Annotated in this window: 26 protein-coding genes; 11 read left to right on the forward strand and 15 right to left on the reverse strand. The window is 71.1% G+C overall.

The genetic code is table 11. The features are described 5' to 3' along the window. Positions 1–7: 7 nt before the first annotated feature. Entirely contained in the window at positions 8–886 is an 879-nt protein-coding gene (locus AB0B72_RS13980; RefSeq protein WP_367739099.1) for an NmrA family NAD(P)-binding protein, read from the reverse strand. Between the two features lie 117 nt (positions 887–1,003). On the opposite strand from AB0B72_RS13980, the gene AB0B72_RS13985 reads away from it, so the two are divergent. Beyond that, positions 1,004–1,570, forward strand: a complete 567-nt coding sequence (locus AB0B72_RS13985; RefSeq protein WP_367739100.1) for a TetR/AcrR family transcriptional regulator — start codon at positions 1,004–1,006, stop codon at positions 1,568–1,570. A 35-nt stretch (positions 1,571–1,605) separates the two neighbouring features. Here the strand turns inward: AB0B72_RS13985 and AB0B72_RS13990 are convergent, their stop codons facing one another. After that, positions 1,606–3,033: a xylan 1,4-beta-xylosidase gene (locus AB0B72_RS13990; protein ID WP_367739101.1), complete on the reverse strand. Its 1,428-nt coding sequence runs from the start codon at positions 3,031–3,033 to the stop codon at positions 1,606–1,608. A gap of 111 nt (positions 3,034–3,144) precedes the next feature. Between AB0B72_RS13990 and AB0B72_RS13995 the strand changes: the two genes are divergently transcribed. Then, entirely contained in the window at positions 3,145–4,233 is a 1,089-nt protein-coding gene (locus AB0B72_RS13995) for a GNAT family N-acetyltransferase (protein ID WP_367739102.1), read from the forward strand. A gap of 42 nt (positions 4,234–4,275) precedes the next feature. Here AB0B72_RS13995 and AB0B72_RS14000 read toward each other — a convergent pair whose 3' ends face one another. Next, a complete protein-coding gene (locus tag AB0B72_RS14000) occupies positions 4,276–5,523 on the reverse strand; it encodes a cytochrome P450 (RefSeq protein WP_367739103.1) in 1,248 nt (415 codons plus the stop codon). A gap of 108 nt (positions 5,524–5,631) precedes the next feature. Between AB0B72_RS14000 and AB0B72_RS14005 the strand changes: the two genes are divergently transcribed. Continuing rightward, positions 5,632–6,735 carry a GNAT family N-acetyltransferase gene (locus AB0B72_RS14005; RefSeq protein ID WP_367739104.1) on the forward strand — a complete coding sequence of 368 codons (1,104 nt, stop codon included), beginning with the start codon at positions 5,632–5,634 and terminating at the stop codon, positions 6,733–6,735. Positions 6,736–6,879: 144 nt separating this feature from the next. Next, positions 6,880–7,659: a polysaccharide deacetylase family protein gene (locus AB0B72_RS14010; RefSeq protein WP_367739105.1), complete on the forward strand. Its 780-nt coding sequence runs from the start codon at positions 6,880–6,882 to the stop codon at positions 7,657–7,659. Between the two features lie 112 nt (positions 7,660–7,771). Here AB0B72_RS14010 and AB0B72_RS14015 read toward each other — a convergent pair whose 3' ends face one another. Both AB0B72_RS14015 and AB0B72_RS14020 read right to left on the reverse strand, forming a co-directional pair. After that, complete coding sequence (locus AB0B72_RS14015; RefSeq protein ID WP_367739106.1) at positions 7,772–8,701, reverse strand: glycosyltransferase family 2 protein; 930 nt, start codon at positions 8,699–8,701, stop codon at positions 7,772–7,774. A gap of 276 nt (positions 8,702–8,977) precedes the next feature. Then, positions 8,978–9,823, reverse strand: coding sequence for an MBL fold metallo-hydrolase (locus tag AB0B72_RS14020; protein WP_367739107.1), 846 nt, complete (start codon positions 9,821–9,823; stop codon positions 8,978–8,980). Between the two features lie 120 nt (positions 9,824–9,943). Here AB0B72_RS14020 and AB0B72_RS14025 point away from each other — a divergent pair, with 120 nt between their 5' ends. Further along, positions 9,944–10,561: a CGNR zinc finger domain-containing protein gene (locus AB0B72_RS14025; protein WP_367739108.1), complete on the forward strand. Its 618-nt coding sequence runs from the start codon at positions 9,944–9,946 to the stop codon at positions 10,559–10,561. A 216-nt stretch (positions 10,562–10,777) separates the two neighbouring features. Here AB0B72_RS14025 and AB0B72_RS14030 read toward each other — a convergent pair whose 3' ends face one another. Beyond that, positions 10,778–11,491, reverse strand: a complete 714-nt coding sequence (locus tag AB0B72_RS14030) for a TetR/AcrR family transcriptional regulator (protein WP_367739109.1) — start codon at positions 11,489–11,491, stop codon at positions 10,778–10,780. A 95-nt stretch (positions 11,492–11,586) separates the two neighbouring features. Between AB0B72_RS14030 and AB0B72_RS14035 the strand changes: the two genes are divergently transcribed. Together AB0B72_RS14035 and AB0B72_RS14040 are read left to right on the forward strand one after the other, a co-directional pair. Then, on the forward strand, positions 11,587–12,579 hold the full coding sequence (locus AB0B72_RS14035; RefSeq protein ID WP_367739110.1) for a zinc-dependent alcohol dehydrogenase family protein: 993 nt from the start codon (positions 11,587–11,589) through the stop codon (positions 12,577–12,579). Positions 12,580–12,596: 17 nt separating this feature from the next. Further along, complete coding sequence (locus AB0B72_RS14040) at positions 12,597–12,965, forward strand: nuclear transport factor 2 family protein (RefSeq protein WP_367739111.1); 369 nt, start codon at positions 12,597–12,599, stop codon at positions 12,963–12,965. 326 nt (positions 12,966–13,291) lie between these two features. On the opposite strand, the gene AB0B72_RS14045 is transcribed toward AB0B72_RS14040, so the two are convergent. Then, entirely contained in the window at positions 13,292–13,909 is a 618-nt protein-coding gene (locus AB0B72_RS14045) for a TetR/AcrR family transcriptional regulator (RefSeq protein WP_367739112.1), read from the reverse strand. Positions 13,910–14,003: 94 nt separating this feature from the next. Between AB0B72_RS14045 and AB0B72_RS14050 the strand changes: the two genes are divergently transcribed. Together AB0B72_RS14050 and AB0B72_RS14055 are read left to right on the forward strand one after the other, a co-directional pair. Continuing rightward, positions 14,004–14,495 carry an ester cyclase gene (locus AB0B72_RS14050; protein ID WP_367739113.1) on the forward strand — a complete coding sequence of 164 codons (492 nt, stop codon included), beginning with the start codon at positions 14,004–14,006 and terminating at the stop codon, positions 14,493–14,495. 163 nt (positions 14,496–14,658) lie between these two features. Continuing rightward, the gene (locus AB0B72_RS14055) at positions 14,659–15,018 is read left to right on the forward strand and encodes a hypothetical protein (protein ID WP_367739114.1); all 360 of its coding nucleotides are present in this window, start codon (positions 14,659–14,661) and stop codon (positions 15,016–15,018) included. A 114-nt stretch (positions 15,019–15,132) separates the two neighbouring features. Here AB0B72_RS14055 and AB0B72_RS14060 read toward each other — a convergent pair whose 3' ends face one another. From AB0B72_RS14060 to AB0B72_RS14090, 7 genes are all read right to left on the reverse strand, one after another. After that, entirely contained in the window at positions 15,133–16,509 is a 1,377-nt protein-coding gene (locus tag AB0B72_RS14060) for a xylan 1,4-beta-xylosidase (protein ID WP_367739115.1), read from the reverse strand. A 231-nt stretch (positions 16,510–16,740) separates the two neighbouring features. Further along, positions 16,741–17,967 (reverse strand): cysteine--1-D-myo-inosityl 2-amino-2-deoxy-alpha-D-glucopyranoside ligase, encoded by a 1,227-nt coding sequence (mshC, locus tag AB0B72_RS14065; RefSeq protein WP_367739116.1) that lies wholly within the window; start codon positions 17,965–17,967, stop codon positions 16,741–16,743. Between the two features lie 35 nt (positions 17,968–18,002). Further along, positions 18,003–18,728 carry an NRDE family protein gene (locus AB0B72_RS14070; protein WP_367739117.1) on the reverse strand — a complete coding sequence of 242 codons (726 nt, stop codon included), beginning with the start codon at positions 18,726–18,728 and terminating at the stop codon, positions 18,003–18,005. A gap of 86 nt (positions 18,729–18,814) precedes the next feature. Next, complete coding sequence (locus AB0B72_RS14075) at positions 18,815–19,576, reverse strand: SCO1664 family protein (RefSeq protein WP_367739118.1); 762 nt, start codon at positions 19,574–19,576, stop codon at positions 18,815–18,817. Positions 19,577–19,624: 48 nt separating this feature from the next. Further along, positions 19,625–20,215 (reverse strand): DUF3090 domain-containing protein, encoded by a 591-nt coding sequence (locus AB0B72_RS14080; protein ID WP_367739119.1) that lies wholly within the window; start codon positions 20,213–20,215, stop codon positions 19,625–19,627. Between the two features lie 9 nt (positions 20,216–20,224). Continuing rightward, positions 20,225–20,926: a histidine phosphatase family protein gene (locus AB0B72_RS14085; RefSeq protein ID WP_367739120.1), complete on the reverse strand. Its 702-nt coding sequence runs from the start codon at positions 20,924–20,926 to the stop codon at positions 20,225–20,227. Then, entirely contained in the window at positions 20,923–21,741 is an 819-nt protein-coding gene (locus AB0B72_RS14090) for an undecaprenyl-diphosphate phosphatase (RefSeq protein ID WP_367739121.1), read from the reverse strand. The genes AB0B72_RS14085 and AB0B72_RS14090 overlap by 4 nt, the downstream gene beginning before the upstream one ends. Positions 21,742–21,776: 35 nt before the next feature. Between AB0B72_RS14090 and AB0B72_RS14095 the strand changes: the two genes are divergently transcribed. Together AB0B72_RS14095 and AB0B72_RS14100 are read left to right on the forward strand one after the other, a co-directional pair. Continuing rightward, complete coding sequence (locus AB0B72_RS14095) at positions 21,777–22,715, forward strand: aldo/keto reductase (RefSeq protein WP_367739122.1); 939 nt, start codon at positions 21,777–21,779, stop codon at positions 22,713–22,715. Between the two features lie 128 nt (positions 22,716–22,843). Next, positions 22,844–23,890 (forward strand): hypothetical protein, encoded by a 1,047-nt coding sequence (locus AB0B72_RS14100; protein ID WP_367739123.1) that lies wholly within the window; start codon positions 22,844–22,846, stop codon positions 23,888–23,890. 87 nt (positions 23,891–23,977) lie between these two features. Here the strand turns inward: AB0B72_RS14100 and fabI are convergent, their stop codons facing one another. Then, positions 23,978–24,742, reverse strand: coding sequence for an enoyl-ACP reductase FabI (gene fabI, locus AB0B72_RS14105; RefSeq protein WP_367739124.1), 765 nt, complete (start codon positions 24,740–24,742; stop codon positions 23,978–23,980). Between the last annotated feature and the right edge of the window lie 35 nt (positions 24,743–24,777).

Genomic DNA, 24,777 nt, shown 5'->3' on the forward strand with positions numbered 1-24,777 from the left:
GCGGCGCTCAGGCGAGGACGGCCGGCTTGAGCACCTCCTCGCACCACTGCCGGAAGGTGGTGGGGGTGGTGGACCGCGGGGTGCGCGGCTCGGCGGTGTAGATGCCCTGGTCGACCGCGGCGGCCATGTCGACGATTCCCTGGGCCCATGCCTCGGTCACCCCATACTGGATCAGGGTGGCCTTGTACGCGTCGCCGGGGACCTGCTGGTAGCGGACCGGCCGCCGCAGCACCTCGGACATGATCTGTGCCATGTCGTTGTAGGACAGATCCTCGGGGCCGCGGATCGGCACGCTCTCCTGTCCGTGCCAGGAGTCGTCGAGCAGCAGATCGGCCGCGACGGCGGCGATGTCGCGGGTGGCGCAGACGGGCACCTTGCGATCCCCGGACATCGGCAGGGAGAACACGCCCTGGCTTTTGATGGACGCGGTGGCCCGGAGGATGTTCTCCATGAATCCCGGCGGGCAGAGCGACCGGTAGCTCACCCCCGTGCTCTCGATCAGCTCGTCCATGGCGAAGATCGCGGATATCTGCCCGGCGTTCTTGGCCGTCCCGCGCCCCAGGCTGGAGACGCCGACCACGCGCTTGACGCCATGGTCGCCGATCGCCTGGTACAGCGGCCGGACGAAGCCCAGGACGTGCTCCGGGACGCTCTCGGCGCGGGGGTTGGGAGGCACGAGCCAGAACACGGCGTCAGCGCCCGCGAGGGCCTCGCCGACGACGCCGGCGTCGTCCGTGGGCCCCTGCACGATCTCGACCTGCTCGCGCACCTGCGGGGAGAGGCGGGACGGGTCGCGGGCGATCACCCGGACCGGCTCCGGGCCGTCGAGGACGCGCTCAAGGACCTGGCGGCCGATCCGGCCGGTGGGAGTCGCAATCACGATCATGAAACTTCGGACCTCGCTCTGGTGGTAGCGGAAGCGGAATTACGCTTCCTGTTGGTGCTTGCGCACGTTACGGAATTAGGATTCCGATTGTCAAGCGGCGACCGAGACGTGTGAGCGATGACTGAGACCGAACGACCCATGCGCGCCGACGCGCGCCGCAACCGCGAGCGGATCATGGCCGCCGCCGGCGAGCTGTTCGCCCGGCAGGGGCGCGAAGCCCAGATGGAGGACATCGCGGCCCGCGCCGGCCTCGGCATGGGCACCCTCTACCGCCACTTCCCCAACAAGCAGGCGCTGCTCATCGCGATGGTGGGCGAGCGGTTCCGCGGCATGGCGGACCTCGCGCGCGCCGCCGAGCGGATCGCCGACCCCGGCGACGCCTTCGAGGCGATGCTGCGCGGCTACCTCGAGACCGCCGACGGCGACGCCGCCTTCCAACTGGCCCTGATGGGCTCGGACGACCTCGAATGGGAGCGCATCAGACAGCAGAAGGCCGACTTCTCCGCGGCCGTCACCCGCGTCATCGACCGCGCCGTCGCCTCCGGCCAGGTGCGCGCCGACCTCACCCTCGCCGACTTCACCGTCGTGGCCAGCGGTGTCATCTCCACCATGTACTTCAAGCCCGGCGGCAACTGCGACTGGCGGCGCCATCTCCAGCTCGTGCTCGACGGCATCCGCCGATAACGGCTCCCCGGGTTCCCTGTCTTACTGGCCGGGTCTTACTGGCCGGGCGCGCGGTCCATCCAGCGGACCTCGTACGGCTCCAGCGTGACGCCGTTGCCGTCCACGGTGACCGCCTGGGCGCCGCCGGTGGTGTTGACGACCACCACGCGGTCCTCCTGGGCGATCGCGCGGACCTGAGGCGCCGAAACCTTCACCGGCACGAGCGGGGTGCCTCGGGGGAACCAGCGGGCGAAGTCCTGCAGGAGGCGGAGTGTGGCGGTGGCGGTCCCGTCGGCGTTGGACACCAGGCACAGGGGGCAGCCGTCCCGCTTGTCCCGCGGCGCGTAGGTGTCCCAGTAGAGGACCGTGTCGGCGCCGCTGCCCGCGAGCTCCATGAGCGCGGTGGCGACGACGGCGACCCGGCGCTCCTCCGGCCACTGCAGCGCGGGGCACGAGCCGCCGGGGTCGATCGAGGCGCACGGCAACGGGTAGAACTCCGCCCACCATACGGGCAGCCCGGTCGTCTCCCTCAGCCACCGCGTCACCGCGCCGAACTTGGCGGCCGCGGCGAACTCGTCGGGACGCGTCGAGCCGTCGTGCGAGGCCGAGGCGCCGTCGACCACGACGAAGTCCGCCCCGCGCTTGTGCCGCGTCCAGTAGTCGACGGCCTTCAGGACCCGGCCGTCCACCGAGCCCCAGGGCCCGCTCACCTCCGACGCCTGCGAGGCCCCCTCGGCGTAGGTGTCGACGGGGATGTACGGCCCGCCCACCTGGATCTTGGGGTCCACGGCCTTGAGCGCGTCGTACACCCGGTTGTAGAGCTCGGTGTAGGCGACGGCGTTCCACTCGCTGTGCTGGGCGTCCCACAGGCCCTTGAACTCGTTCCACACCATGAACCGGCGCACGTGCGGGTACCGCCGGGCGACGGCCGCGGCGAGCCGGGCGAAGTCCTCGAAGTGCTCCTGGCGGGGCGCGGCCTCGATGAGGTTCCAGTCGGTCTTGCCCGCCTTGCCGCCCTTCATCCAGTCGGGGGCGCAGCACAGGGTGATGACGGGGGCGCCGCCGGTGTCGGCCATCAGCCGCACCCGGGCGTCGAGCGAGGCGAAGTCGAACTTCCCCGGCCTCGGCTCCGGATTGTCCGCGCCGAAGCCCATGATGTGCTGGTTCTGCACCAGGCTCTGGGCGGCGAGGGCCTGCCTGCCCGGCCCGGAGACCTCCGGAACGTCGTCGCTGGGGGTGTACTGCGTGTGGGTCAGGCCCCAGCGGGGCCAGCGGTCCGGCTCGGCCGGCGGCGTGACCGCGAGCGGCTGGACGGTCGCCGCGGCGTCCCGGCCGGGCGTGACGCCGGTCTTGGCGTCCCTGCGGAGGGCGACGACCGTGAGGATCGCCGCGACGGCACCGACGGCGAGCACCGCCAGGGCCACGCCCACCTGCCACTTGGGGGAACGGGGAGCACCCGCATGGCGTCCTCGGCGTCCTCCCACGCGGCAACGATATCGGGCACGGAGACCCTCTCGGGTCCGTTTGGGCCGTTTCCTGCCGGCCGTCGTGCGGCTTGGCGCACACGCGGTCCCAGGAGACGAGAGGATGTGCGGGTGCAGATATCGGTGATCCATCCCCGCGAGCTCGGCGAGCCGGAGCTGGCGCGGTGGCGCAAGTTCCAGGAGGCCGATCCCGAGCAGGACAACCCCTTCCTGTCCGCGGAGTTCGTCCAGACGGTCGCCGAGCTGCGGCCGTACGTCAGGGTGGCGGTCGTGGAGGACGGCTCGGGCATCGGCGGGTTCTTCCCGTTCGAACGGCACCGGCTCGGCATCGGCAGGCCGGTCGCGGCCGGCCTCACCGACCTCCAGGGCATGGTGTACGCCGCCGGGCTGGAGCTGGACGCCGCCCGGCTGCTGCGCGCGAGCCGCCTTTCGGCCTGGGAGTTCGACCATCTCCACGTCGGCCAGCCGATGTTCGCCCCCTACCACGGCAGCCGCCATCCGTCCCCCGTCATCGACCTCGACGAGGGGTACGACTCCTACCTCGCGGGCCTGCGCCGCCGCTCCCCCACCACCCACCGGATGACGCGGTACAAGCGCAACCGGCTGGGCCGGGAGGTCGGCGAGGTCCGCCACGTGGCCGAGTCGTCCGACACCGCCGCGCTGGGCGAGCTGCTGAGATGGAAGTCGGCGCAGTACCGGCGCACCGGCCGCGCCGACAGGTTCGCCCACCCGTGGATCGTCGAGCTGGTGGAGCGGCTGCACGCGCAGCGCACCGACCGGTTCGCCGGCAGCCTGTCTCTGCTGTACGCGGGCGACGAGGTGGTCGCCGGCCACTTCGGGCTGCGCACCGCGAGCCAGCTGTGCACGTGGTTCCCGGCGTACGACCCCCGGTTCGGCAAGTACTCCCCCGGGCTGCTGCAGCACCTCGGCATGGCGGAGGACTTCGCCGCGATGGGCCTGCGGTTCATCGACATGGGCCGCGGCGAGAAGGACTACAAGGAGAGCCTGAAGACCCGCGACCTGCAGGTGGCGGAGGGACGCGTGGCCCGCGCGACGCCCGGCGCGGCGGCGCACTGGCTGGTCCGCGTGCCGCCCCGGGCGCTGCGCAACACGGTCCTGGCCACGCCGTTCCTGCGCGACCAGGCCGACCGCGTGCTCAGGACGTACGCCCGGCTGACCAAGGGTGACCAGACGGGGTGACCAGAAGGGGTGACCAGAAGGGGTGACCAGAAGGGGTGACCGTCAGAAGGTGACGGGCAGCCGCCGGATCGCGTTGTTGAACGTCGACACCATCGGCTCCGGCGGCGCCGCGGTCCTGATGCCGGGAAGCCGGGTGAACAGCTCCCTGAGCAGCACCGTCAGCTCCCGCTTGGCGAGGTGGGCGCCGAGACAGTAGTGCGCGCCCGGCCCGCCGAAGCTGACGTGCGGGTTGGGCCCGCGCGTGATGTCGAAGACGTCGGGGTCGGTGAAGACGCTCTCGTCCCGGTTGGCCGAGTTGTAGAACATGACGGCCTTGTCCCCGGGAACGAGCCGCTGCCCGCGCAGCTCGTGCTCGGCGATGACGGTCCGCTGGAGCTGGGTGATCGGGGAGGCGTACCGCACGATCTCGTCGACCGCGCCCCCGATGTGCGCGTCGAAGTCGGACAACAGCAGCTCCCGCTGCTCGGGGTGCTCGCTCAGCAGCGCGACGGCGTGCGAGAGCGTGTGGCCGGGAGTGTCGATCCCGGCGACGACGAGCAGCAGGAAGAACGCCCCGAGCTCGGTGCCGGTGAGCCGCTCGCCGTCGACGTCGGCGTTGGCGAGGGCCGAGATGACGTCGTCGCTGGGCTGCCTGCGCCGCTCCCTGCCGAGCCGGATGACGAGGTTGCGCAGCCCGAACGTGGCGCGGGTGTTCTTCACCGCGAGGCGGAGCATCTCCTTGGGGTCGCTGCGGACGGCCTGGTACTCCACCGTGTCCCTGACCCAGCCCAGCACCTTCGGGCGGTCCTCCTCCGGGATGCCCATCAGGTCGCACACGACGTGGGTGGTGAAGGTCTGGGTGACCAGGTCGACGAAGTCTCCGGGCCCCGCCTGGGCCAGCTCCGCCACCACCGTCTCGGCCCGCCGCTGCATCTGGCCTTCCAGCCGCGCCATCATCCGGGGGGCGAAGGCCCGGGACACGATCCGGCGCAGCCGGGTGTGCTCGGGGGCGTCCATGTTCTCCAGCGAGTCGCCGTAGATGTACTTGACCCACCGGGGCGGCTCGGGGTTGCTCACCGCGGGGCTGTTGGCGAAGACCGCGGCGTTGCGGCTCGCCTCCACCACGTCGGCGTGCCGTACGAGTGCGTAGAAGCCCCTGCCCGAGCGGGCCAGGGGCACCTTGGGCTGGGCGAAGAACACGGGGCGCTCCTGACGGCGGAGCCACGCGAAGGCCTCGGCCCGCTCGGCGGCGGGCCGCTCCCAGAAGTCCAGCCTCGCGATGTCGAGATCGGCGATGACGGTCACGCCCATAGCGTCCCACAGGCCGCCGGCCGCGCATCACCGGAAACGGGCACGCGCTTGACCCTAGGATGGTGGTCCTCTCCGCCGCCCCCCGTGAACGACCGTGTGAAGGATCCCATGCAGATCACCGTCATCCGTCCCGGCGAGCTCGGCCCCGGTGAGGTCGCCGAGTGGCGGGCGATGCAGCAGGCCCAGCCGCATCTCGCCAGCCCCTTCCTCGCGCCCGAGTTCGCCGTCGCCGCCGGCGAGGTGCGGCGGGACGCCTACGTGGCGGTGATCTCCGACGGCGGCCGGACCATCGGGTTCTTCCCCTTCGAACGGCACCCGCTGCGGGTGGGCAAGCCGATCGCCGGATGGGTGTCGTTCGCCCAGGGGGTGGTGCACGCCCCCGGCGCCGAGCTCGACGCGGCGGCCCTGCTCAAGGGGGCCGGCCTGGACGTGTGGGAGTTCGAGTTCCTGGTGGGCGGCCAGCCGTGGTTCGCGCCGTTCGCCGTCCTGGAGGCGGAGTCGGTCCTGATCGACGTCTCCGGCGGGTACGACGCCTACTTCGAGCGGGTGAAGGCGGGCGCGCCCCGCACGGTGAAGACGGCCATGACGCGGATGCGCAAGCTCGGCCGGGAGATCGGGGAGCTGCGGGTGGAGCTCCACTCGGACAGCGTCGAGGAGCTGCGCCGGCTGATGGAGTGGAAGTCCGCGCAGTACCGCCGCATCGGGCGGCCGGACCGGTTCGCCCAGCCGTGGGTGGTGGAGCTGGTCGAGCGCCTGCACGCGACCCGTGCCCCCGGCTGCTCCGGCGCGCTCACGATGATGTACGCCGGCGACAAGCCGATCGCCGGGCACATCGGGCTGCGGTCGGACACGCTGCTGGCCGGGTGGTTCCCCGCCTACGACGCCGACTACTCCAAGTTCTCCCCCGGCCTGCTGCAGCACCTGCTCATGGCCAAGGTCGCCGCCGAGGACGGGATCCTGCTCATGGACTGGAGCACCAGCAAGGGCGACGACTACAAGCAGACGCTGCGTACGGGCGGCCACATGGTGGCGGAGGGCGCCGCCAGCCGCCGGTCGGCGGGAGCGGCGCTGCACTGGGCGAGGAACACCCCTGTCCGCCGGGTCCGCCAGATCATTCTCGACAGCCCACGGCTGCACGGGCTCGCCGACAGGGCCATGCGCCGCTACGGCGGCCTGCGCGGCGGTTCGGCCACCCCTCCTGACCAGCACTGATAAGCATGCTTTCCGCTTTGCCCATAACGCGGGAATTGCCGGCCACAGGTGACTTGTGAGGCTGGTGTGGCCGGCTCATGGGCTCATGGTGACGAAGTGCTTACGGTCACCCGTCCGGCTAGGGCGCTCGATTAGAATCTTGGTGTGCCTGCTATCTGGATGTACCACTCGATCGACCATTACACGTACGACCCGTATACCGTGACGGTCGATCCACGCAATTTCGAATCCCAGATCAAATGGCTCTACAAGCACGGCAGACGAGGCGTGTCCACCCGGGAGCTGCTGGCCGCCCGCGACCCCCGCGGCCTGGTCGCCCTGACGTTCGACGACGGCTACGCCGACTTCGCCGAGCACGCCCTTCCCGTGCTGCGGCGCTACGGCTTCACCGCGAGCCTCTACATCGTCTCGGGCCTGCTCGGCGAGTACAACAAGTGGGACGAGCCGGGGCCGCGCAAGCCCCTGCTCACCGCCGGGCAGCTGCGCGAGCTCAGCGACGAGGGCATGGAGATCGCCTCGCACGGGCTGACCCACGCCGCCCTCACCACGATGGACGACGAGACGCTGAAGCACGAGCTCACCGAGAGCCGGGCGATCCTGCGCGACATCACGGGCCAGGCCGCCGACGGCATCTGCTACCCCTACGGCTTCGCCGACGCCCGCGTGCTGGAGGCGGTGCGCGCCGCCGGATACGTCTACGGATGCGTGACCGTCGACTGGCACGCCCAGCCGGAGCCCTACGCCTACACCCGCTCCTGCGTCGGCGACGGCTACGGAGCCCTCCGGCTGAGTGTGGCGCCCGCCGAGAAGTGGCTGCGTACGCAGCTGCGGCGGGTGCGGCCCGTCCACGCGGCCGCGCCGGTGGCCGCGGTGCCGCCCCTGCTCGAAGGGCTCGGCCACATCGGCGACCACGTCCCGTTCTGACCTGCGGCGTCACATGCCGGCCGTGCCGGCCCCATCCCGGCCCCGTGCCGGCCGGCACGGGGCCGGGATGTCGCGCGGGTCCCCGCCGTGGCCGCTCCGCCGGACGGCCGGGCTAGCTGGTGGCGCCCACCGCGCCGAGGCGGCGCTCCACCCACCCGCGGGACACCGCACCCACGGCGACCGCACCCACGACGTACGACCGGATCTCCAGGGGGCTCGCCAGGAACGCCCGGCAGGCCCATCGGAGGGCGGCGCGCCGGGCGCCGTACATGCTCCAGGCCAGGCCGATCTGGCCGGCGAGCCGGGCGAAGCCCCTCCGCTCGGTGGAGAACTCGGGATGGCTGGCGAGCAGCCACTCGTTGGCGGAGGCGATCGTGGCCCACCGGCCGGAGAAATGGGACCGGCGGCCGTGGACGCGCACGCGCACCCCGACCTCGGGCACGTACACGATCGGCGCGTGACGGGCGGCGCGCAGCAGCATGTCGTAGTCCTCGGCGAAGCCCCCCGGGATCTCCTCGGAGAACAGGCCGATGGGGCCGAGCAGCCCCTCCCTGCGGACCAGGAACGAGTCGGTGCAGGCCTCCTTCACCCGCGACTCCAGCAGGTCGGCGTGCGCGATCTGCGGCTTGCGCCACAGGCAGGTGCTGGTCCGGTCGCCGTAGTCGGTCGCGGCGCCGCATGAGGCGAACAGCGCCCGCGGGCGCCCGGCGAGCGCCGCGACCTGGCTCGACAGCTTGCCCGGCAGCCAGACGTCGTCGTCGTCGCAGAACCCGACCAGCTCAGAGCCGGTGGCGAGAATGCCGGCGTTGCGGCTGGCCGACGAGCCCGGGCCGCGGTCGCCCCGCATCACGCGGACCTCCCGCGGATGAGGCGAGGCGTGGCGCACGCGCTCGCTCAAGGCCGGGTCGGGCTCGGCGCGGTCGTACACGACCATCACCGTGATCGGGCCGGGATAGTCCTGGCGGACGATGGAGTCGATGGCCTCCGCGAGTAAATCGGCGCGGTCGCCGCGCGTGCAGACAATCGCATCAACAGAAGGCATGTCGCTCATGAAAAAAATGCTAACCCATATTCCGGGCCATTCTCGGCGAATACCGTCCGCTCGCGGGTATGGTCTAAAGGTTTACCGCGATTCCGGGAACTTGCCTGGCGGCAGTGATAGAAACGCGTTACCCGAGGTTAGGGCGACATCCTCCGCACCGCCACCTTCCACCGATTCGCGCACCGTCGCCGGGCCGCGACGGGGAGTACGGAGCGGGCCGGCCCAGCGTGCTGAAGGTACTTCCCGTGCCGTTCGCGCGCCACGGCGGGAGACGGTTCAGGACATGACGGATTTCGCGGAGTTCCACAGGACCCCACGGTTGAGCCGGTCGGGGTAGGCGGCGAGGATCGCCTCGTACAGATCGGTGTGACTGCCGGCCTTCTCCACCGCGGCCGCGAACTCCTCGATGTAGCGGCGGGTCCTGCCGATGTCTTCTGGGCTGTCGGGGTCGCCGTCGCGCTTGTGGCCCGAGACGACGGCGCTGGGCTGGAGCCTCTCGATGACGTCCAGGGAGTGGAGCCACTCCTGCCCGCCGCCGCCCTTCGACTCGGCGAGGTAGAGGTGGACGTCTCCATACACGGCGTCGCCCGCCACGACCAGCCCGATGGACGGGACGTGCAGCGCGCTGGTGCCGTCGCCGTCGGTGTGGCCCAGCTCGATCGCGCGAAGCTGTTCCCCCTCCAGCTCGATGAGGCCGTCGCCGGCCAGCGGCCACGCGGCCACGTGCCGATCCGAGATCTGGCCGGGGAAGCGCGGGCTCCAGAATCCGTCGAACCAGCGCGGACCCCATTGGGCGCCCATGTGCGCCGCGACGCCCGGCGTGGCGACGACCGTGGCGTCAGGGAAGCGTTCGAGCACCGCGGGGGTGCCGAAGAAGTGGTCGCCGTGCGCGTGCGTGACGAAGATGGTGGTCACGTTCTTGCCGGTGGCCACCACCCAGTCGGCCAGGGCACGCGACTCGTCGATGGTCAGGAGCGGGTCCACCAGCACCGCGTCGTTCGCGCCGTAGATCAGAGTTGACGCGGTCGGCGACCACATCCGCCGCGCCTCACCGGGGGGCAGGTCGTCGGAGACCGCGATCTTCGACGGGGCGACGTACACGGAGTAGTCAAGCCTTGCCATGAGAGCACTCCCTTGATGGGTCGGTTCAGGATGCCGTCGCCTTAGCGCGACATAGGCATAATCGCTTTTGCCTCTGTCATCCTGCACGCGTCGGCGACCGGAGTCAAGTAGACTTTGCCTATGTCATGGATGGCGACGGAGAGGTTCGGGGCCCGGACGGCGCCGGGCGGGCTGGCGATCGTGCAGGAGCTGGTCAACACCCACGGCGTCCCCCGTTACGGTGCGGATCTGCTGGCCGGCCACGCCACCGCTCAGCAATGGCTGCGGGCGGCCGCCGGCCAGTGGGCGCAGGACCACGGACTGGAACCGCCGGAGCTCTCCCTGTCCGCGACGGACCTGGACGCGCTGCGCGAACTGCGGACCGTGGTGCGCGAGATGCTCGCGATCCCGCCGGACGAGCGGTCCACCGGCCCGTTCCACGCGACTGGCGCGCTGCCGCGCGCACAGGTGCGGCTCGTCTCCGACGAACGGGGGCGCGTGGCCATGGTCCCGGTGGGCACGGGTGCGAGCTGGCTGGCGTCGGCGGTCTGGTCGCAGATCCTTCTCGCCCAGCACGACGGCGCCTGGTCACACGTCAAGCTGTGCCGTGGACCCAGGTGCCGCACAGCCTTCTACGACGCCTCCCGCAACGGCAGCGCGGTCTGGCACAACGTACGCACCTGCGGAAACCTCGCGAACCTGCGCGCCTCACGCGCGCGCAGGAAGGACGCGAACCAGGACCCGCGGCAATCCCCATGAGGGCCGGCCGGACTTCGATCGCGTATGAGGCCGCCGGCCCAGACCCGCGCCAGGCAACAGCACCAAGCCACCGACGGCCGGCCCACCGCCCGACAGTCATCAGCCGAACGGCAACCTGAACGACCTAGGGGAATGGCGACCCCCAGCATGGTCGGCGGCTGTCAGACGCCCCTGGTCGACGAGGTCCGGTCAGCTTGATGGAGAACCCTCGCCCGTTTACTCCGGTTGCGCGAGTCCCAGTGACCTGATCAGGTCGATCATTTCAGCGTGGTAGAGCTTGGCGGGCTCGCGCGTCTGCGGGCCGAGGTGGCCATAGATCTCCAGGACGATCAGGCCCTGCATGCGACCCCACACACGGAGGGCCAGGGCGAGCGCCGCGGCCGGCAGGTCGGGAAAGGCATCCCGGACCGTGGCCACCAAGGTGGGGGCGAAATCGGACCATTGGTGATCGCTGCCGGCCTGCAGGGACTGGGCGTGTGACCAGGCGGCGGCGACCAGTCCGGTCAGCCCCAGGCACGCACGTTTGGCCGCTTCGGGAGCCGGTCCACTCTCCGGCGCCTGATATCCGGCGACCGGATCGCCGTAGATGAGGCGGAATCCCTGTGGGTTGGCCAGCGCCCACTCGCGTACGGCCTGCCCCCAGGCGAGGATCCGGTTGGCCGCGTCGTCCGGCCGGCAGGCGTCCCGGGCGGTCTCCACCTGGTCCATCAGTGAGGTGTAGACGTCGTTGATCAAGGTGGTGATCAACGCGTCACGGGTCTCGAAGTAGCTGTAGATCGCACTGCCGCTCATCCCCATCTCGCGGGCGATCGCACGCAGCGAGATGGCGTCCGCGCCGCCATCGGCCATGAGCTTGAGCGCGACGTTCTTGATCTCCGCGGTGGTCTGCGCCCTCAGTCGCGCCCGCCTCCCGGGTACCTGCTCGTCCACTCTTGACACCTTACACCGCTCGCGTAGAGTACACCGCGTTAAAGTTGAACGGTGCGCGGAAAACGAGCGCCGTACAGAAACGGGAGCGGGCGCTGATGGACGCTACGGCGGTGCTGTTCGACGAGTTGGGCGGGCCTGAGGTGCTGCGCCTCGAACACGTGCGCCTCGATGAGCCCGGCGAGGGCGAGGTGCGGGTGCGGGTCGACGCGATCGGGCTGAACCGTGCCGAGGCGCTCTTCCGCTCCGGCGGGTACTACTACCAGCCGGCTCTGCCCGCCTCACGAATCGGCACCGAGGCCGCAGGCGTGGTGGAAGCCGTCGGGCTGGGTGTCGAGGGGTTCGCCGTCGGGGACGCGGTCAGTGTTCTGGCCACCGGCATCCACATGTCCACCCATGGCGTTTATGGGGATCGGGTCAACGTTGCCGCCCGCAGCCTGCTACGGCGGCCGGACTCGGTGGACACGGTCACGGGTGCCGCCGTGTGGCTGTCCTATCTCACCGCCTACGGCGCGTTGGCCGAGGTGGGCCGGACGAACCCCGGCGATGAGGTGGTCATCACCGCCGCCTCCAGCAGCGTCGGCATGGCGGCCATCCAGATCGCCAACCACATCGGCGCCGTCCCCATCGCCGTCACCCGCACCGCCGCCAAGACCGATCGGCTGATGCGGGCGGGAGCCGCACACGTTCTGGCGATGGACGAAGACGACCTGGTCGAGCGTGTCGCGGGGCTCACCTCGAACCGTGGTGCCCGGTTGGTCTTCGACTCCGTGGGCGGCCCCGGCCTGGCCGACCTCGCCCGCGCCGTGGCCCGAGACGGCATGCTGATCGTCTACGGCTGGCTCGACCCGCGCCCCGCCCCGCTACCGATGAACTGGCCGCTCAACATATTCGGATTCGCCCTCAACGTCGTCACCGACGACCCAGCCGCTCTACGGCGCGGCGAAGCGTTCATCAACGCCGGCCTGCGCAGCGGCGTCCTGGCCCCGGTGATCGACGCCACCTTCGCCCTGGCCGACATCGCCGACGCCCACCGCCACATGGAGGCGAACGGCCAACTCGGCAAGATCGTCGTCACCGTCCCGCACTGACCAGCGGAGGAAACCCCATGAGCAGCACCCACGCCGAACTCGTGCACCGGCTGATCGACGCGATCAACGACACCGACCCGGTCGGCCGCCGCGCGACGATCCAGGAAATCTTCACCCCCGACTGCGCCTACACCGATCCCGACGACGCGGTCGAAGGCCATGACGCCCTCGACGCCTTGTTCGCCCGGCTCCAAAGTCAGGCACCACCAGGGTTCCGCTTCGATCTGGCGGCTCCGGTCAATGCCCACCACCAGCAGGCCCGCTTCGCCTGGAAATACGGTCCGCTGGACAGGCCCACACCGGTCGCCACCGGCTCCGATGTCATGACGTTCCGCGACGGGCGCATCCACCGCGTCTACGCCTTCTTCGACGACAGGTCGGCCTGACCGATCAGCCATCACCAAACCGGCGTCGTTCTCCCGAAGCTCAGCGACGCGGACACGAAGGCTCCTCAGCGGCATACCTCAGACGACACGCCGCCACCGTTACTCAGTCTCATCGACATCTCCGGTCCGGCAAGATCCCGAGTTCTCCGGCGGCCGAGGCGTCATCCGAGACGTTCTCCTGGCTGGGCGGGTTTCCGGCCTCGGACACGGCTTCTGCCGGACGGCCGCTCAGGAGCGGGATGTGCGTCAGCGTGCACCACAGGCGAATGCCGGCGAGGCCATGTTGGGCGCGGCACGAGCGAGATCGGGTGGCGCGCCGCACTCGATCAGGGCAGGTCGGTCAGTGTGGATCGCACCTCGGCGGCGAAAAACCGCGCCGGGTCGAACGGCATACCGGTGAAGTGCCCGGCCACCTCCAGACTGATCACCCCGTGCACCCGGGTCCAAAAGGTCAGCGATCGGCGCAACGTCTCATCAGGATCATGTGAGAAGGCGTCCTGCACAGGGGCGAAGATGCGGCGGGCCAGGTCGGTCGCCTCGGCCGGCGCGGTGTATCCGGGCACCGGTGTCCCGTACAGCAGGAGGTAGCGGTGCGGGTTGGCACGGGCCCACTCGCGGATCACCGTCCCGATGGCGGTCAGCCGGTCGTGCGGGGCGCCACCGGCGCCGGCCGCGGCCTCGACGCGGTGCGCCAGGTCGCGGTAGGCGGCCAGGATCAGCTCGGTCAGCAGGTCGTCGCGGCTGGCGAAGTACCGATACAGCGCCGGCGCGGTGACCCCCATCTGCTTGGCGATCGCCTTGAGCGACAGGCCGGACACGCCGGCCTCGGCCAGCTGGTTCCAGGCGTGCTCCTGCACTTCGGCCCGGATCTGCTGCCGGTAGCGCTCGCGCGGTCCCGTCGGCGCATTCACCGGCTGCCGCCTGGCCGTACGGGTCTCGTCCACCCATCCGCCCCTCTCCCTCGCATTGACGGCATCTTACCTTGGTTATATGGTGTAACTATCGCTACTGATTATCACTAAAAATCGAGGAGTCACCATGAACCGCTTCCCCGGCACGACCGCCACCCCCCAGCAGTCCGACGGGCACGGCGATGCCGGCCGGACAGAGCAGCACGAGCAGCTGATCCGCGCCTGGGTCCTGCTCTGGAACGGCGACTACACGCTGGCCGAGCGCATCATCTCCCCCGACGTCCGCGTCCGGGCCGCGCTGCTCGACGGCGGTGACGGCAGCGCCGTCAACGGCCCGGCCGGCATGGTCGACCTGATCGGCCAGATCCGGGGGGCCTTCCCCGACCTGCGCTTCAGCGTCGAGGTCGGTCCGATCATCGACGGTGACCACGCGGTCGTGCGGTGGGTCGCCAACGGCACCTACGGCGGGGGCTTCCCCGGCGCGACAGCGGCGCTCGGCACCGAGGTCCGCTTCACGGGCACCGACACGCTGCGTATCAAGCGCGGCCTGATCACCGACTACTGGCTCAACGCCGACACCCTGCTGCTCGTCACCCAGCTCGAGCTCGCAACCGTCTAGACCACAGCTGGGGCGTCTTCCGCCACCAAACGCCGATACTGCGCGAATTCTCCGCCCAGATACTGGAGCTGTAGTGAGTTTCGAAACTGCGCTGGAGACCCGCCGTGAACCTACGATCCTCGCCGACCGGACCGGTCGCTACCTGACTGTCCTTGCGGCGCTCATGACCGTCGCCGCTTCTGTCAATGGTGTCATGGTCATGATCGGCGCGTCCGATGACCGCATCTACGTGGAGGCCTGGCGCACATCGGCCTACCTGGTCTTCGCCGGCCTGTTCGTCGTCGTCGCCTTGGCACCACGTTCCCGGCCGGGCGTATGGGAGCTGATCATCGCCCAGAAGACCTCTCTCATCGCCTTCAGCGTGGTGATGAGCGATGTGCCCGAGGCCCGCCTTGCCGGCTGGGTCGACTTCGTTCTCCTGATAATCGTCGTGTCGGGCTACGTGCTATGCCGGGGCTGGTACAGCTGGAAGTCGAACGTGGCAGTGACGGTCAGCGCGTATATGGCCGACTCGGCCACATGACACTCTTGCGCGGCGAAACAAGGCAGCGGTCGTCGGCGTGACCCAGGCGGACACCGGGGTGGCGTGCGACCGCCCCGGAGACGATCCGCCCGCCCGGGAAGTTTCGGGAAGCGGTCAGGAGGAGGTGCGGGGGATCCAGCGGATCTCGTAGGGGGCGAGTTTCATGCGCTTGCCGTCCACGGTCGCGGCGACCGCGCTCGGCTCGGTGTTGACGACGACCGTCGTCTCGTCGCGGGCGAGCGCCCGGACCGAGGCGGGCGACACCTTGACGGCGACGGTCTTCACCCCGAGTGGGAACCAGCGGGCGAACCCCTGGAGGGCCTTGAGGAGGACCGTGGGCTGCCCGCCGCCACGCTGCCTGGGGCTGGTCCACAGGCACCCGGGCGGGCACTGCCCGCCCTCCTCCTGACGGTTCCAGTAGAGGACGGCGGCGGACTTCGTCCGGGTGAGCTCGATCATCGACACGGCCGCGACGGCGGCCCGCTTGGCGTCGGTCCAGCCGGAGTCGTCCGGCTCGGGATACCACTCGGCCCACCAGATCGGCAGGCCGATGTGCTTGTGCAGCCACTGGTTGACGGCGGCGAACTTCTCCTGCGCGCCGAAGTCGTCGGGGGTCATGCCCTGGTCGGTCTCGGCGGAGCCGTCGACCACCACGAAGTCGGCGCCCTTCTTGTGCTTGTCCCAGTACCTCAGGACGTCGAGCACCCGCTGGTCCACGTTGCCCCAGTCGCCCTTCAGCTCCGAGGGGGCGTCGAAGTCGGCCATCACCGGGTACGGCCCGCCGACCTGGATCTTCGGGTTGACCTTCTTCAGCGCCTTGTAGACCCGGTTGTACATGTCGGTGTAGCCCTCGTAGTCCCACCGGTGCCGGCCCTCGTCGAAGAAGCCCTTCAGCTCGTTCCAGACGATGAAGTGGGTGACGTACGGATAGCGCTCGGCGACCTTGGCGGCGAGGTCGGCGAAGTCCTGGTAGTGCTTGCGGGCCGGGGCCACCTCGATGTGGTTCCAGTTGGTGCGCCCCTCCCGGCCGCCCTTCATCCAGTCGGGCGCGCAGCACAGCGTGATCACCGGGAACCCGCCGGTCCTGCGGATGAGATCCATCCGGTCGTCGAGCGAGCCGAAGTCGTACTTCCCCGGGCTCGGCTCGGGGTTGAGCGCGCCGAAGCCCATGATGTGCTGGTTCTGCAGCAGGCGCTGCTCGCCGATGGCACGCTGGGCGGTGGCCAGCGCCTTCGGCTCGCCGTAGTCCGCGGTGTACTGCGTGTGGGTGAACCCGAAGACCGGCCAGCCGCGAGGGCCGCGCACGGGCGCCTCGGCCGTCGCCGCGGAGGCCTCGGACTGCGCGCTCGGGGACGCCGCGCCGGAGGAGGCCGCGCTCGGCGGGCGGGTGGCGCCGCTCGACGCGCCGCTCTCCGGGACGGAGCAGGCCATCATCACCAGACCGGCGGCCAGGACTCCGGCGGCGGTGCCGGCCAGCCGGCGCAATCGCACGCGAACCCTCTCCCTCTGTGTCGCCGCGGTCTCCCGCCTCCGGCCTCTCTGCCGAGGCCGGGCGCGATCAACGCTATAGCACGGTCAACGAAACCAGCGGACCTTGAGCGGAGGCTGTGGGAAGCTTGAAGATTCGCTGAAGGCCCCTGCCGGTCAGCGGGCAGGACAGCGGGCCGGTCAGCTGGCCGGACAGCGGACCGGCGGCGGGAACGTCCGGCGCGGCCGGGCCGATCAGCCCGCCCGGCCGGGCAGCGCCACACCGAGCAGGGCGTCGGCGACGTCGCGGACCAGCCCGGGCGCCTCCGTGTCATCGCCCTCGCCCGCCGCCCATGCGTCGATGAGCGCCAGCGCGCCGGGCGCGTCCAGGTCCTCGGCGAGGCGCTCACGCACCCCGGCCAGCAGCGCGGACGCGCCGGGACCGGAGGGCCGCTCCACCGCGGCCCTCCAGCGGGCCAGCCTCGCCTCGGCCTCCTGGAGCTGTTCCGGCGTCCACTCCCAGTCGGACCGGTAGTGGCGGGCGAGCAGCGCCAGCCGTACGGCCATGGGGTCGGCCGTCTCGCGCAGCCGGGAGACGAACACGAGGTTGCCCTTGGACTTCGACATCTTGGCCCCGTCGAGGGCGACCATGCCGGCGTGCACGTACGCCTTGGCGAACGGCCACTCCCCCGTGGCGACGTGGCCCTCGCAGGCCCCCATCTCGTGGTGGGGGAAGATCAGGTCCGAGCCGCCGCCGGCGACGTCGAAGCCCGAGCCGAGGTTGCGCAGGGCGATGGCCGTGCACTCGATGTGCCAGCCGGGCCGTCCGGGGCCGAACGGCGCGGGCCACGACGGCTCTCCCGGCCGCTCGGCGCGCCACAGCACCCAGTCGAGCGGATGGCGCTTGCCCTCACGCTGGGGATCGCCTCCGCGCTCGGCGAACAGGTCGAGCATGGTGTCCTCGGAGTAGCCGGAGACGGCGCCGAACTTGGGGGCGGCGGCGACCGAGAAGTAGACGTCGCCGTCCAGCCGGTAGGTGGCCCCGCGCTCGGTGAGCCTGCCGATCAGCTCGGCGATCTGCCCCACGACCTCGGTGACGCCGACGTACTCCCGGGGCGGCAGGATCCGCAGGGCCTCCATGTCGGAGCGGAACAGCTCGATCTCACGCCCGGCGAGGGCCCGCCAGTCGGTCCCGGTGGCCTTGGCCCGCTCCAGGAGCGGGTCGTCGACGTCGGTGGCGTTCTGCGTGTAGTGGACCTCGTGGCCGCCGTCCCGCCACACGCGGTTCACCAGGTCGAAGGCGAGGTAGGTGTTGGCGTGCCCGAGGTGCGTGGCGTCGTACGGCGTGATGCCGCAGACGTACATCCGCGCCGGTCCGGCGGGGGCGGTCTCGCGGAGCCCTCGGGCGGCGGTGTCGTACAGGCGGAGCGGAAGGCCCGAACCGGGCAGACGGGGGACGTTCGGAGCAGACCACGATCGCATGGTGTGAAGCCTATCCATGGCTCCGTGAGCTCCGGTCAGCCGGTGCCCACGCGATGCCAGGTGGCCGGGTCGTCCGGCTGGGGGCAGAAGTCGTAGCGCACGCCCTCCTCGGCCAGAGCGACCAGCGTGACCGACAGGCTCGCGAAGATCCGCCCGTCCTCCAGCCGCTGCCGGACGATCAGGGCACGGGGATCGTCCGCGGCGAGCCCCGCGCCGGACGCCAGGCCGAGCCACTCTCCCCAGAAACGTTCAGGGGAGCCCCCGCCCGTCCACCCCGGGCGCGCGGCGGCGGCGAACGCCGGCCGGAACCAGGCGGCGCGCGGATCGTCGTCGCCCCGCTCCCAGCCGCTGTTGACCAGCACGTGCACGCCCTCGGGGAGCTTGTCCTCGCTGAGCCGCTCGCCGTTCCAGCTCCACACCCGGACGCCGTCGAGCCCGGCCACCACCAGGTGGAACGGGTCGTAGCGGGGCAGGTCGAGGGGGGGCAGCTCTCCCGCCGCGGCGGCGAGCAGCGGCAGCTCACCACGGGAGCGGCGGATCTCGGGCGGCGCGAGGGCGCCCTGGCCGTTCAGCAGCGCGGCGACCTTGCGCGCGGCCGGATCGGCCGCCAGCCATGTGCCGCCCGCCTCCAGGTCACGGCCGCCGACCAGGCCGGGATGGCCGGGCCAGTGGCGGGCGGGAGACATCCACGGCCGCGTGACGAACTCGTCACGCACGCCCGCGAGCAGCACCGGGGCCGCCGCGTCCGGGGCCCAGCTCACGATGACCGTACACAAATGCGCGTTCCCTCCAACAGCGGTAGAGACCTCTGCAGAGTGCACAAAACCGGCGCCCTACGCAAGTGGCCCTAGATCGGCGGCCATGGGATGGGCGGCCAGTCCTCCGACGGATGGGGGTGGACGCCCGTCGCCAGCAGCCGCTTGACGCGCTCCCAGGTGGCCTCGACCTCGGCGGGGGTGAGCAGCTCGCGGAGCCTGCGGCCGAGCCGGCCGCGCTCGATCTCGCGTTCCAGCTTCGTCAGCACCGTGACCGCCTCGCGCGACAGGGACTTGCCGCGCCACTGCCACAGCACCGTGCGCAACTTGTCGTCCTCGGCGAAGCACACCCCGTGGTCGACCCCGTAGACGTGCCCGTCCGGCAGCGGCAGCAGGTGGCCGCCCTTGCGGTCGGCGTTGTTCACCACGGCGTCGAAGACGGCCATGCGGCGCAGGGCCGGGTTGCGGCTGCGCATGAGGGCCATCAGGTCGGTCTCCGGATCGGCGTCGATCCACAGCTGCACCATGCCCGGCCCGAAGGGGCCGTCGCGGTAGACCGTCGGGGGCACGATGCGCCAGCCGGTCGCCGCCGCCACCTCGTACGCCGCGACCTCCCGGGCGGCGAGCGTGCCGTCGGGGAAGTCCCACAGCGGGCGCTCCCCCCGCACCGGTTTGTACACGCAGGCCGCCATGTTCCTGCCGTCGCCGATGGAGCAGTACAGCGTCATGTTCGTGGCCTCGACCAGCCGCCCGGCCACGTCGAGGGTGCCCTCCCGGAGCAGGGACATGGCGGCCCCGTCGTCCAGCCCGGGCCCGTCCACGTCGCCGATGCTCGCCTCGCCCTCAGCCGTCATTCGGTCCCCTGCCCGCCTGTACGCCGCCGGTCCTGGTCTGTCTCCGCCTCACGCCGTCAGCCCTCCGGGATGGTGGCCGTTCAGGCGGACGCAGATGTGGCCCTCGGCATCCAGAGGGCGGCCGCACAGCGGACAGGGCGGCCGGCCGGCGGAGACGACCTTGAGGGCGCGCCGGCTGAACTCGCGGGCGGCGGCGGCGCTGATGCGGACCCGCAGCACGGCGGGCTCGGGACGGTCGCCGGCGAGCGGGTCGCCGTCGTCCTCGTCCTCCTCGTCGCCCTCGCCGGCTTCCTGCGCCTCGATGATCACCTGCGCCGTCTCCGGGTCCCACCCGAGCACTATGGTCCCGACCCGGAAGTCCTCGTCGATCGGGAGCTCCAGCGGGGCCTCGTCGGCGAGCTCTGCGGGGGCCATGGCGGGCACCGGGGCCCGGCCGCCGCTGCGCCGCAGCACCTCGTCGAGCAGCTCGTCGAGCAGTTCGTCGAGGCGGTCGGCCAAGACGGCCACCTGGAACTTCTCGAGAGCGACCGTCGTGACCCTGCCCTGGCCGCGCGCTTGCAGAAAGAAGGCTCGTGCGCCCGGTTGCCCCACGGCACCGGCCACGAACCTGTCAGGCGGATCGTAGTCGAAGACCGGCATAGCCCGACCTTATGTGGTCCCGGATCCGCCGCCGACGGCGGCGTCGCTCACGGTGGTTGTTTCTCCCCCGTCTTCTTGTTCCGGAACCCCGGCCGGGGGCACCAGATTGGCCACATCACCGCCCACGTCGTTGCTCCTGAGCAGGAAGGGACGCAGGGGGGTGTAGCGGATCACGGTGACGGACGCCGGGTCGGCGGCGATCCGCTGGAACTGGTCGAGGTGCAGCCCGAGCGCGTCGGCCACGATCGCCTTGATCACGTCGCCGTGACTGCAGACGAGGTAGGTCGCCTTCTCCCCCAGCCGCTCGTTCCACTCCCGTACGGCACGAACCGCCCGGCTCTGCACGTCCGCCAGGGCCTCGCCCCCGGGGAAGACGGCGGCGCTGGGATGGGCCTGGACGACCTGCCACAGAGGCTCCTTGGCGAGCTCCTTCAGGGGCCGGCCGGTCCACTCGCCGTAGCCGCACTCCCCGAAGCGGTCGTCCGTCTGCACCGAGACGGGGCGCCCGCCGGCGATGGCGGCCGCGGTCTCCTGGCACCGCTCCAGGGGGCTGGACACGATCGCGTCGAGCTCCAGCGGCGCGAGCCGCCCGGCCACCGCTCTGGCCTGTTCGAGGCCGCGCTCGTCGAGATGGACATCCGGCGTCCATCCGGCGAGGACGGGCCCGGTCATCGCCGTGAGACCGTGCCGTACGAGCAGGAGGGTCGTCATGAGGAGATCACGCCCAAGGCCAGCAGGGTGAGCAGGAAGGTCCCGGCGAAGACCCGGTAGACCACGAACACGATCGTCGAGTGCCGGGCCACGTAGCGCAGCAGCCAGGCGATCGAGGCGTACCCGACGACGAACGCGACGACGGTCGCGATCAGGGTCGGCACCAGTGGCACCCCGCCGCCCGTTCCGACGTCACGCAGCTCGAACAGCCCGGAGAGGATGACCGCCGGGATCGACAGCAGGAACGAGTAGCGGGCGGCGGCCTCCCGGGTGTAGCCCAGGAACATCGCGCCGGTCATCGTGGACCCCGAGCGGGAGGCACCCGGGATCAGTGGCAGCATCTGCCAGGCGCCGATGATCAGGCCGTCGCGCATGTTGAGGTCGGCGACCTCCTTCTTCTTCCTGCCCATCTGGTCGGCGGCGAGCAGGAGGAGGCCGAAGACGATCAGCATGCTCGCGTTGAGCCACAGGTTGCGGGCCGGGCCCTCGATCGCGTCCTTGAACAACAGGCCGGCGACGCCGATCGGGATCGTGCCGAGGCCGATGTACCAGCCCATCCTGGCGTCGAGATCGTCACGCAGCTCCGGCGTCCAGAGGCTGCGCAGCCATGTCCAGAAAATTCGTACGATGTCGCGCCAGAAGAAGAGCACCACCGCGAGCATGGTCCCGAGCTGGATCACCGCGGTGAACGCGGCGCCGGGGTCCTGCCATCCGGCGAGCTTGGGCACGATCAGCAGATGGGCGGAGCTGGAAATCGGCAGGAATTCGGTCAATCCCTGCACAATGCCCAGCACGATGGCCTGTAGTACGTCCATGGTGGCGACAGCCTATCGGCTAGTCTTACCGGACAATGGACCAGCGATTTGTCGGGCGCAGCGGTCTTTCGGTGTCCAGGATCGGGCTCGGAACGATGACCTGGGCCCGGGACACCTCGGCCGAGGAGGCGACGGCTCAGCTGACGGCGTTCGCCGAGGCCGGGGGCACGCTGATCGACACGGCCGACGTGTACGGCGGCGGCGACGCGGAGCGCCTGATCGGCCGGCTGATCCGCGACGTGGTCCCGCGCGCCGAGCTGGTGATCGCCACCAAGGCCGTGCTGACGTCCGAAGGCGGCAGGGACGCCTCCCGCCGCCACCTCATCCGCGCGCTCGACGCCTCCCTGGCCCGGCTCGGGCTGGACGAGGTCGACCTGTGGCAGCTCCACGCCTTCGACCCCCGGGTCCCGCTTGAGGAGTCGCTCGCCGCCGTCGACTTCGCCGTCTCCACGGGCCGTACGGCGTACGCCGGGGTGTGCGACTACACCGGCTGGCAGCTCGCTGCGGCGGCCGTGTGGCAGAGGTGCGGGGACGGCCGGGCCCCGATCGTCGCGGCCCAGGTGGAGTACTCCCTGCTCGCCCGCGACCCGGAGGTCGAGCTGCTGCCCGCAGCCGGGCACGTCGGAGCGGGCCTGCTCGCGTGGTCCCCGCTCGGGCGTGGGGTGCTGACCGGCAAGTACCGCACCGGGATCCCCGCCGACTCGCGGGCCGCCACCCCGCATTTCGCCGAGTTCGTCCAGCCGTACCTCGACGAGCGCTGCCGCAGGATCGTGGAGTCGGTGACCACGGCGGCGGAGGGCCTCGGCGTGTCGCCGCTGTCGGTCGCGCTTTCCTGGGTGCGCGACCGGCCGGGCGTGGCGTCGGCCATCGTGGGCGCGCGGACCCACGCGCAGCTCCTCGGCGTGCTCCAGGCGGAGAAGCTGACCCTGCCCTGGGAGATCCGCGAGGCGCTGGACGACGTCTCCGATCCTTGAGAACGAGAATCGGTCTCACGTATCACACATCGATACCGAACTGCAATGTTCTACTGCATAACCCCGCGCTCTGGCGAAGAGTGGCGGGTATGGCGAGGGGTGGAACGCAGCATGGCGGAAGGGGACACATGGGGATCGCACGGAACGCCTCCGCGATCTCTGCCGGGGCTCTCGCGCTCGCTCTCGGCGGAGGACTCCCCCTCGCCGCGGCGGCCCCGGCGCAGGCGTTCGACTGCGGTGGCGGCGGCGGGCTGGTGTCCGGCGTCACCGGAGCCGTCTGCTCGGTGGTGGACGGCGCGGCGAAGACGGTCGACGGCGCGACCGACGTGGTCGACCGGGCGACCGGCGGCGCGACCGGCAAGGTCACCGACACCGTGGACGACACCGTCAGCGGCGTGACCGGTACGGCCGGCTCCACCGTGAGCGGAGCGGGCAAGGCCGTGGACGGCGCCGTGAAGAAGACGACGGACGCCGTCGCCGGCACGGTGGACACGGTCGGCAAGACGGTCGGCAAGACGCTGAGCAAGGCATCCGGCCAGACGGGGAGCTCCTCGGGCGGCACCGACGCGGGGAACACCGTGGGCAGCACGGTGGGCAACGCGGTGGGCAACACGGTGAAGCACACGGTCAGCGCCGTGACGGGCGCTGTCGGGAGCCGTACGGCGAGCCCCGTCGCCTCTCCCGCGCAGAAGGTCACCGATGGCCTGGCGCGCACGATCGGGGAGACGTGCCTCCCTGTGGTGTCCGGCGGGGCCTGCGAGGACGCCGGATCCCGGCGGGCGGGCGAGGAGAAGCCGTCCCCGCCCAAGGTCTCCGTGACACCCGGGGGCGTTCTGCCCACCGACCCGTACCGGCCCGTCCTGCGGCCGCGCCTCGTCGGCTCCGGCCGGCCCGCGGAGCTTCGCGTCAACCCCGACAGGGACGCCGTCATCCCGCTGCTGTGGCCGGGTCAGAAGCTGCCGGACCTCGGCAGCCGGATGGTGGGCGCGCCCGTGCGGCCGAGCAACGCGTACGACGCGGCGGGCACGGCTCTGACGGCGGTGCTACTGCTGTCGGCGGTGCTGGCCACACGCGTGGTCTCGGCCAGGCGGGCCCGCACCGGCGGGCAGGACTCCATCCCCTTCGAAGGCGGCCTTCACCTGCCGGGCGGCTCAGGCCGCCACCGTCTCGCCTGACCGTCTGGCCTGACTGTCTCCCTGACCGGGCCGGCGCGGCCCCCCGCCGCGCCGGTCGCGGCCACCAAGGCGGCCGTACGGCTGGGGTCAGGTGCCCATGGCGTGGACGCCGCCGTCGACGTGGACGATTTCGCCGGTGGTCGCCGGGAACCAGTCGGACAGCAGGGCGACGCACGCCTTGGCGGCGGGCGTGGTGTCGGCGAGGTCCCAGCCGAGCGGCGCCTTGGCCGGCCAGCTCTCCTCGAACTCCTGGAATCCGGGGATGCTCTTGGCGGCCATCGTGCGCAGCGGCCCGGCCGCGACCAGGTTGACGCGGATGCCGTGCTTGCCGAGGTCGCGGGCCAGATAGCGGGAGCACGACTCCAGCCCGGCCTTGGCCACGCCCATCCAGTCGTAGACGGGCCACGCCTTGCTGGCGTCGAAGTCGAGGCCGACGACCGCCCCGCCTTCCTTCATCAGGGGCAGGCAGGCGACCGCGAGCGACTTGAACGAGAAGGTGGAGACGTGCACGGCCGTCGCGACGTCCTCCCAGCTCGTGTTGAGGAAGTTGCCGCCGAGGCAGGACTGCGGCGCGAAGCCGATGGAGTGCACGACGCCGTCGAGCCCGTCGAGGTGCGCGCCGACCCGGTCGGCGAGGGTGCCGAGCTGCTCGGCGTCCTGCACGTCCAGCTCGATCACCGGCGGCGGCTCCGGGAGCCGCTTGGCGATGCGCTCGACCAGGCTCATGCGGCCGAACCCGGTCAGCACGATCTGGGCGCCTTCCTCCTGGGCCAGCCGCGCCACGTTGTAGGCGATCGACGAGTCGGTGAGGACGCCCGTCACCAGCAGTCGCTTCCCGTCCAGCAAACCCATCTTGAGCTCCAGTCTCTCGTCCGTCCGGGGATGGA

It is taken from the genome of Microbispora sp. NPDC049125 (genome assembly GCF_040802045.1).
GTDB lineage: Bacteria > Actinomycetota > Actinomycetes > Streptosporangiales > Streptosporangiaceae > Microbispora.

Bases quoted from the DNA above. Each gene is read 5' to 3' on its own strand.
- AB0B72_RS13980 (WP_367739099.1), bottom strand. From the start codon at position 886: ATGATCGTGATTGCGACTCCCACCGGCCGGATCGGCCGCCAGGTCCTT.
- AB0B72_RS13985 (WP_367739100.1), top strand. From the start codon at position 1,004: ATGACTGAGACCGAACGACCCATGCGCGCCGACGCGCGCCGCAACCGC.
- AB0B72_RS14000 (WP_367739103.1), bottom strand. From the start codon at position 5,523: ATGGGCGTGACCGTCATCGCCGATCTCGACATCGCGAGGCTGGACTTC.
- AB0B72_RS14005 (WP_367739104.1), top strand. From the start codon at position 5,632: ATGCAGATCACCGTCATCCGTCCCGGCGAGCTCGGCCCCGGTGAGGTC.
- AB0B72_RS14015 (WP_367739106.1), bottom strand. From the start codon at position 8,701: ATGCCTTCTGTTGATGCGATTGTCTGCACGCGCGGCGACCGCGCCGAT.
- AB0B72_RS14020 (WP_367739107.1), bottom strand. From the start codon at position 9,823: ATGGCAAGGCTTGACTACTCCGTGTACGTCGCCCCGTCGAAGATCGCG.
- AB0B72_RS14025 (WP_367739108.1), top strand. From the start codon at position 9,944: ATGTCATGGATGGCGACGGAGAGGTTCGGGGCCCGGACGGCGCCGGGC.
- AB0B72_RS14035 (WP_367739110.1), top strand. From the start codon at position 11,587: ATGGACGCTACGGCGGTGCTGTTCGACGAGTTGGGCGGGCCTGAGGTG.
- AB0B72_RS14040 (WP_367739111.1), top strand. From the start codon at position 12,597: ATGAGCAGCACCCACGCCGAACTCGTGCACCGGCTGATCGACGCGATC.
- AB0B72_RS14050 (WP_367739113.1), top strand. From the start codon at position 14,004: ATGAACCGCTTCCCCGGCACGACCGCCACCCCCCAGCAGTCCGACGGG.
- AB0B72_RS14055 (WP_367739114.1), top strand. From the start codon at position 14,659: ATGACCGTCGCCGCTTCTGTCAATGGTGTCATGGTCATGATCGGCGCG.
- mshC (WP_367739116.1), bottom strand. From the start codon at position 17,967: ATGCGATCGTGGTCTGCTCCGAACGTCCCCCGTCTGCCCGGTTCGGGC.
- AB0B72_RS14075 (WP_367739118.1), bottom strand. From the start codon at position 19,576: ATGACGGCTGAGGGCGAGGCGAGCATCGGCGACGTGGACGGGCCCGGG.
- AB0B72_RS14080 (WP_367739119.1), bottom strand. From the start codon at position 20,215: ATGCCGGTCTTCGACTACGATCCGCCTGACAGGTTCGTGGCCGGTGCC.
- AB0B72_RS14085 (WP_367739120.1), bottom strand. From the start codon at position 20,926: ATGACGACCCTCCTGCTCGTACGGCACGGTCTCACGGCGATGACCGGG.
- AB0B72_RS14090 (WP_367739121.1), bottom strand. From the start codon at position 21,741: ATGGACGTACTACAGGCCATCGTGCTGGGCATTGTGCAGGGATTGACC.
- AB0B72_RS14095 (WP_367739122.1), top strand. From the start codon at position 21,777: ATGGACCAGCGATTTGTCGGGCGCAGCGGTCTTTCGGTGTCCAGGATC.
- AB0B72_RS14100 (WP_367739123.1), top strand. From the start codon at position 22,844: ATGGGGATCGCACGGAACGCCTCCGCGATCTCTGCCGGGGCTCTCGCG.
- fabI (WP_367739124.1), bottom strand. From the start codon at position 24,742: ATGGGTTTGCTGGACGGGAAGCGACTGCTGGTGACGGGCGTCCTCACC.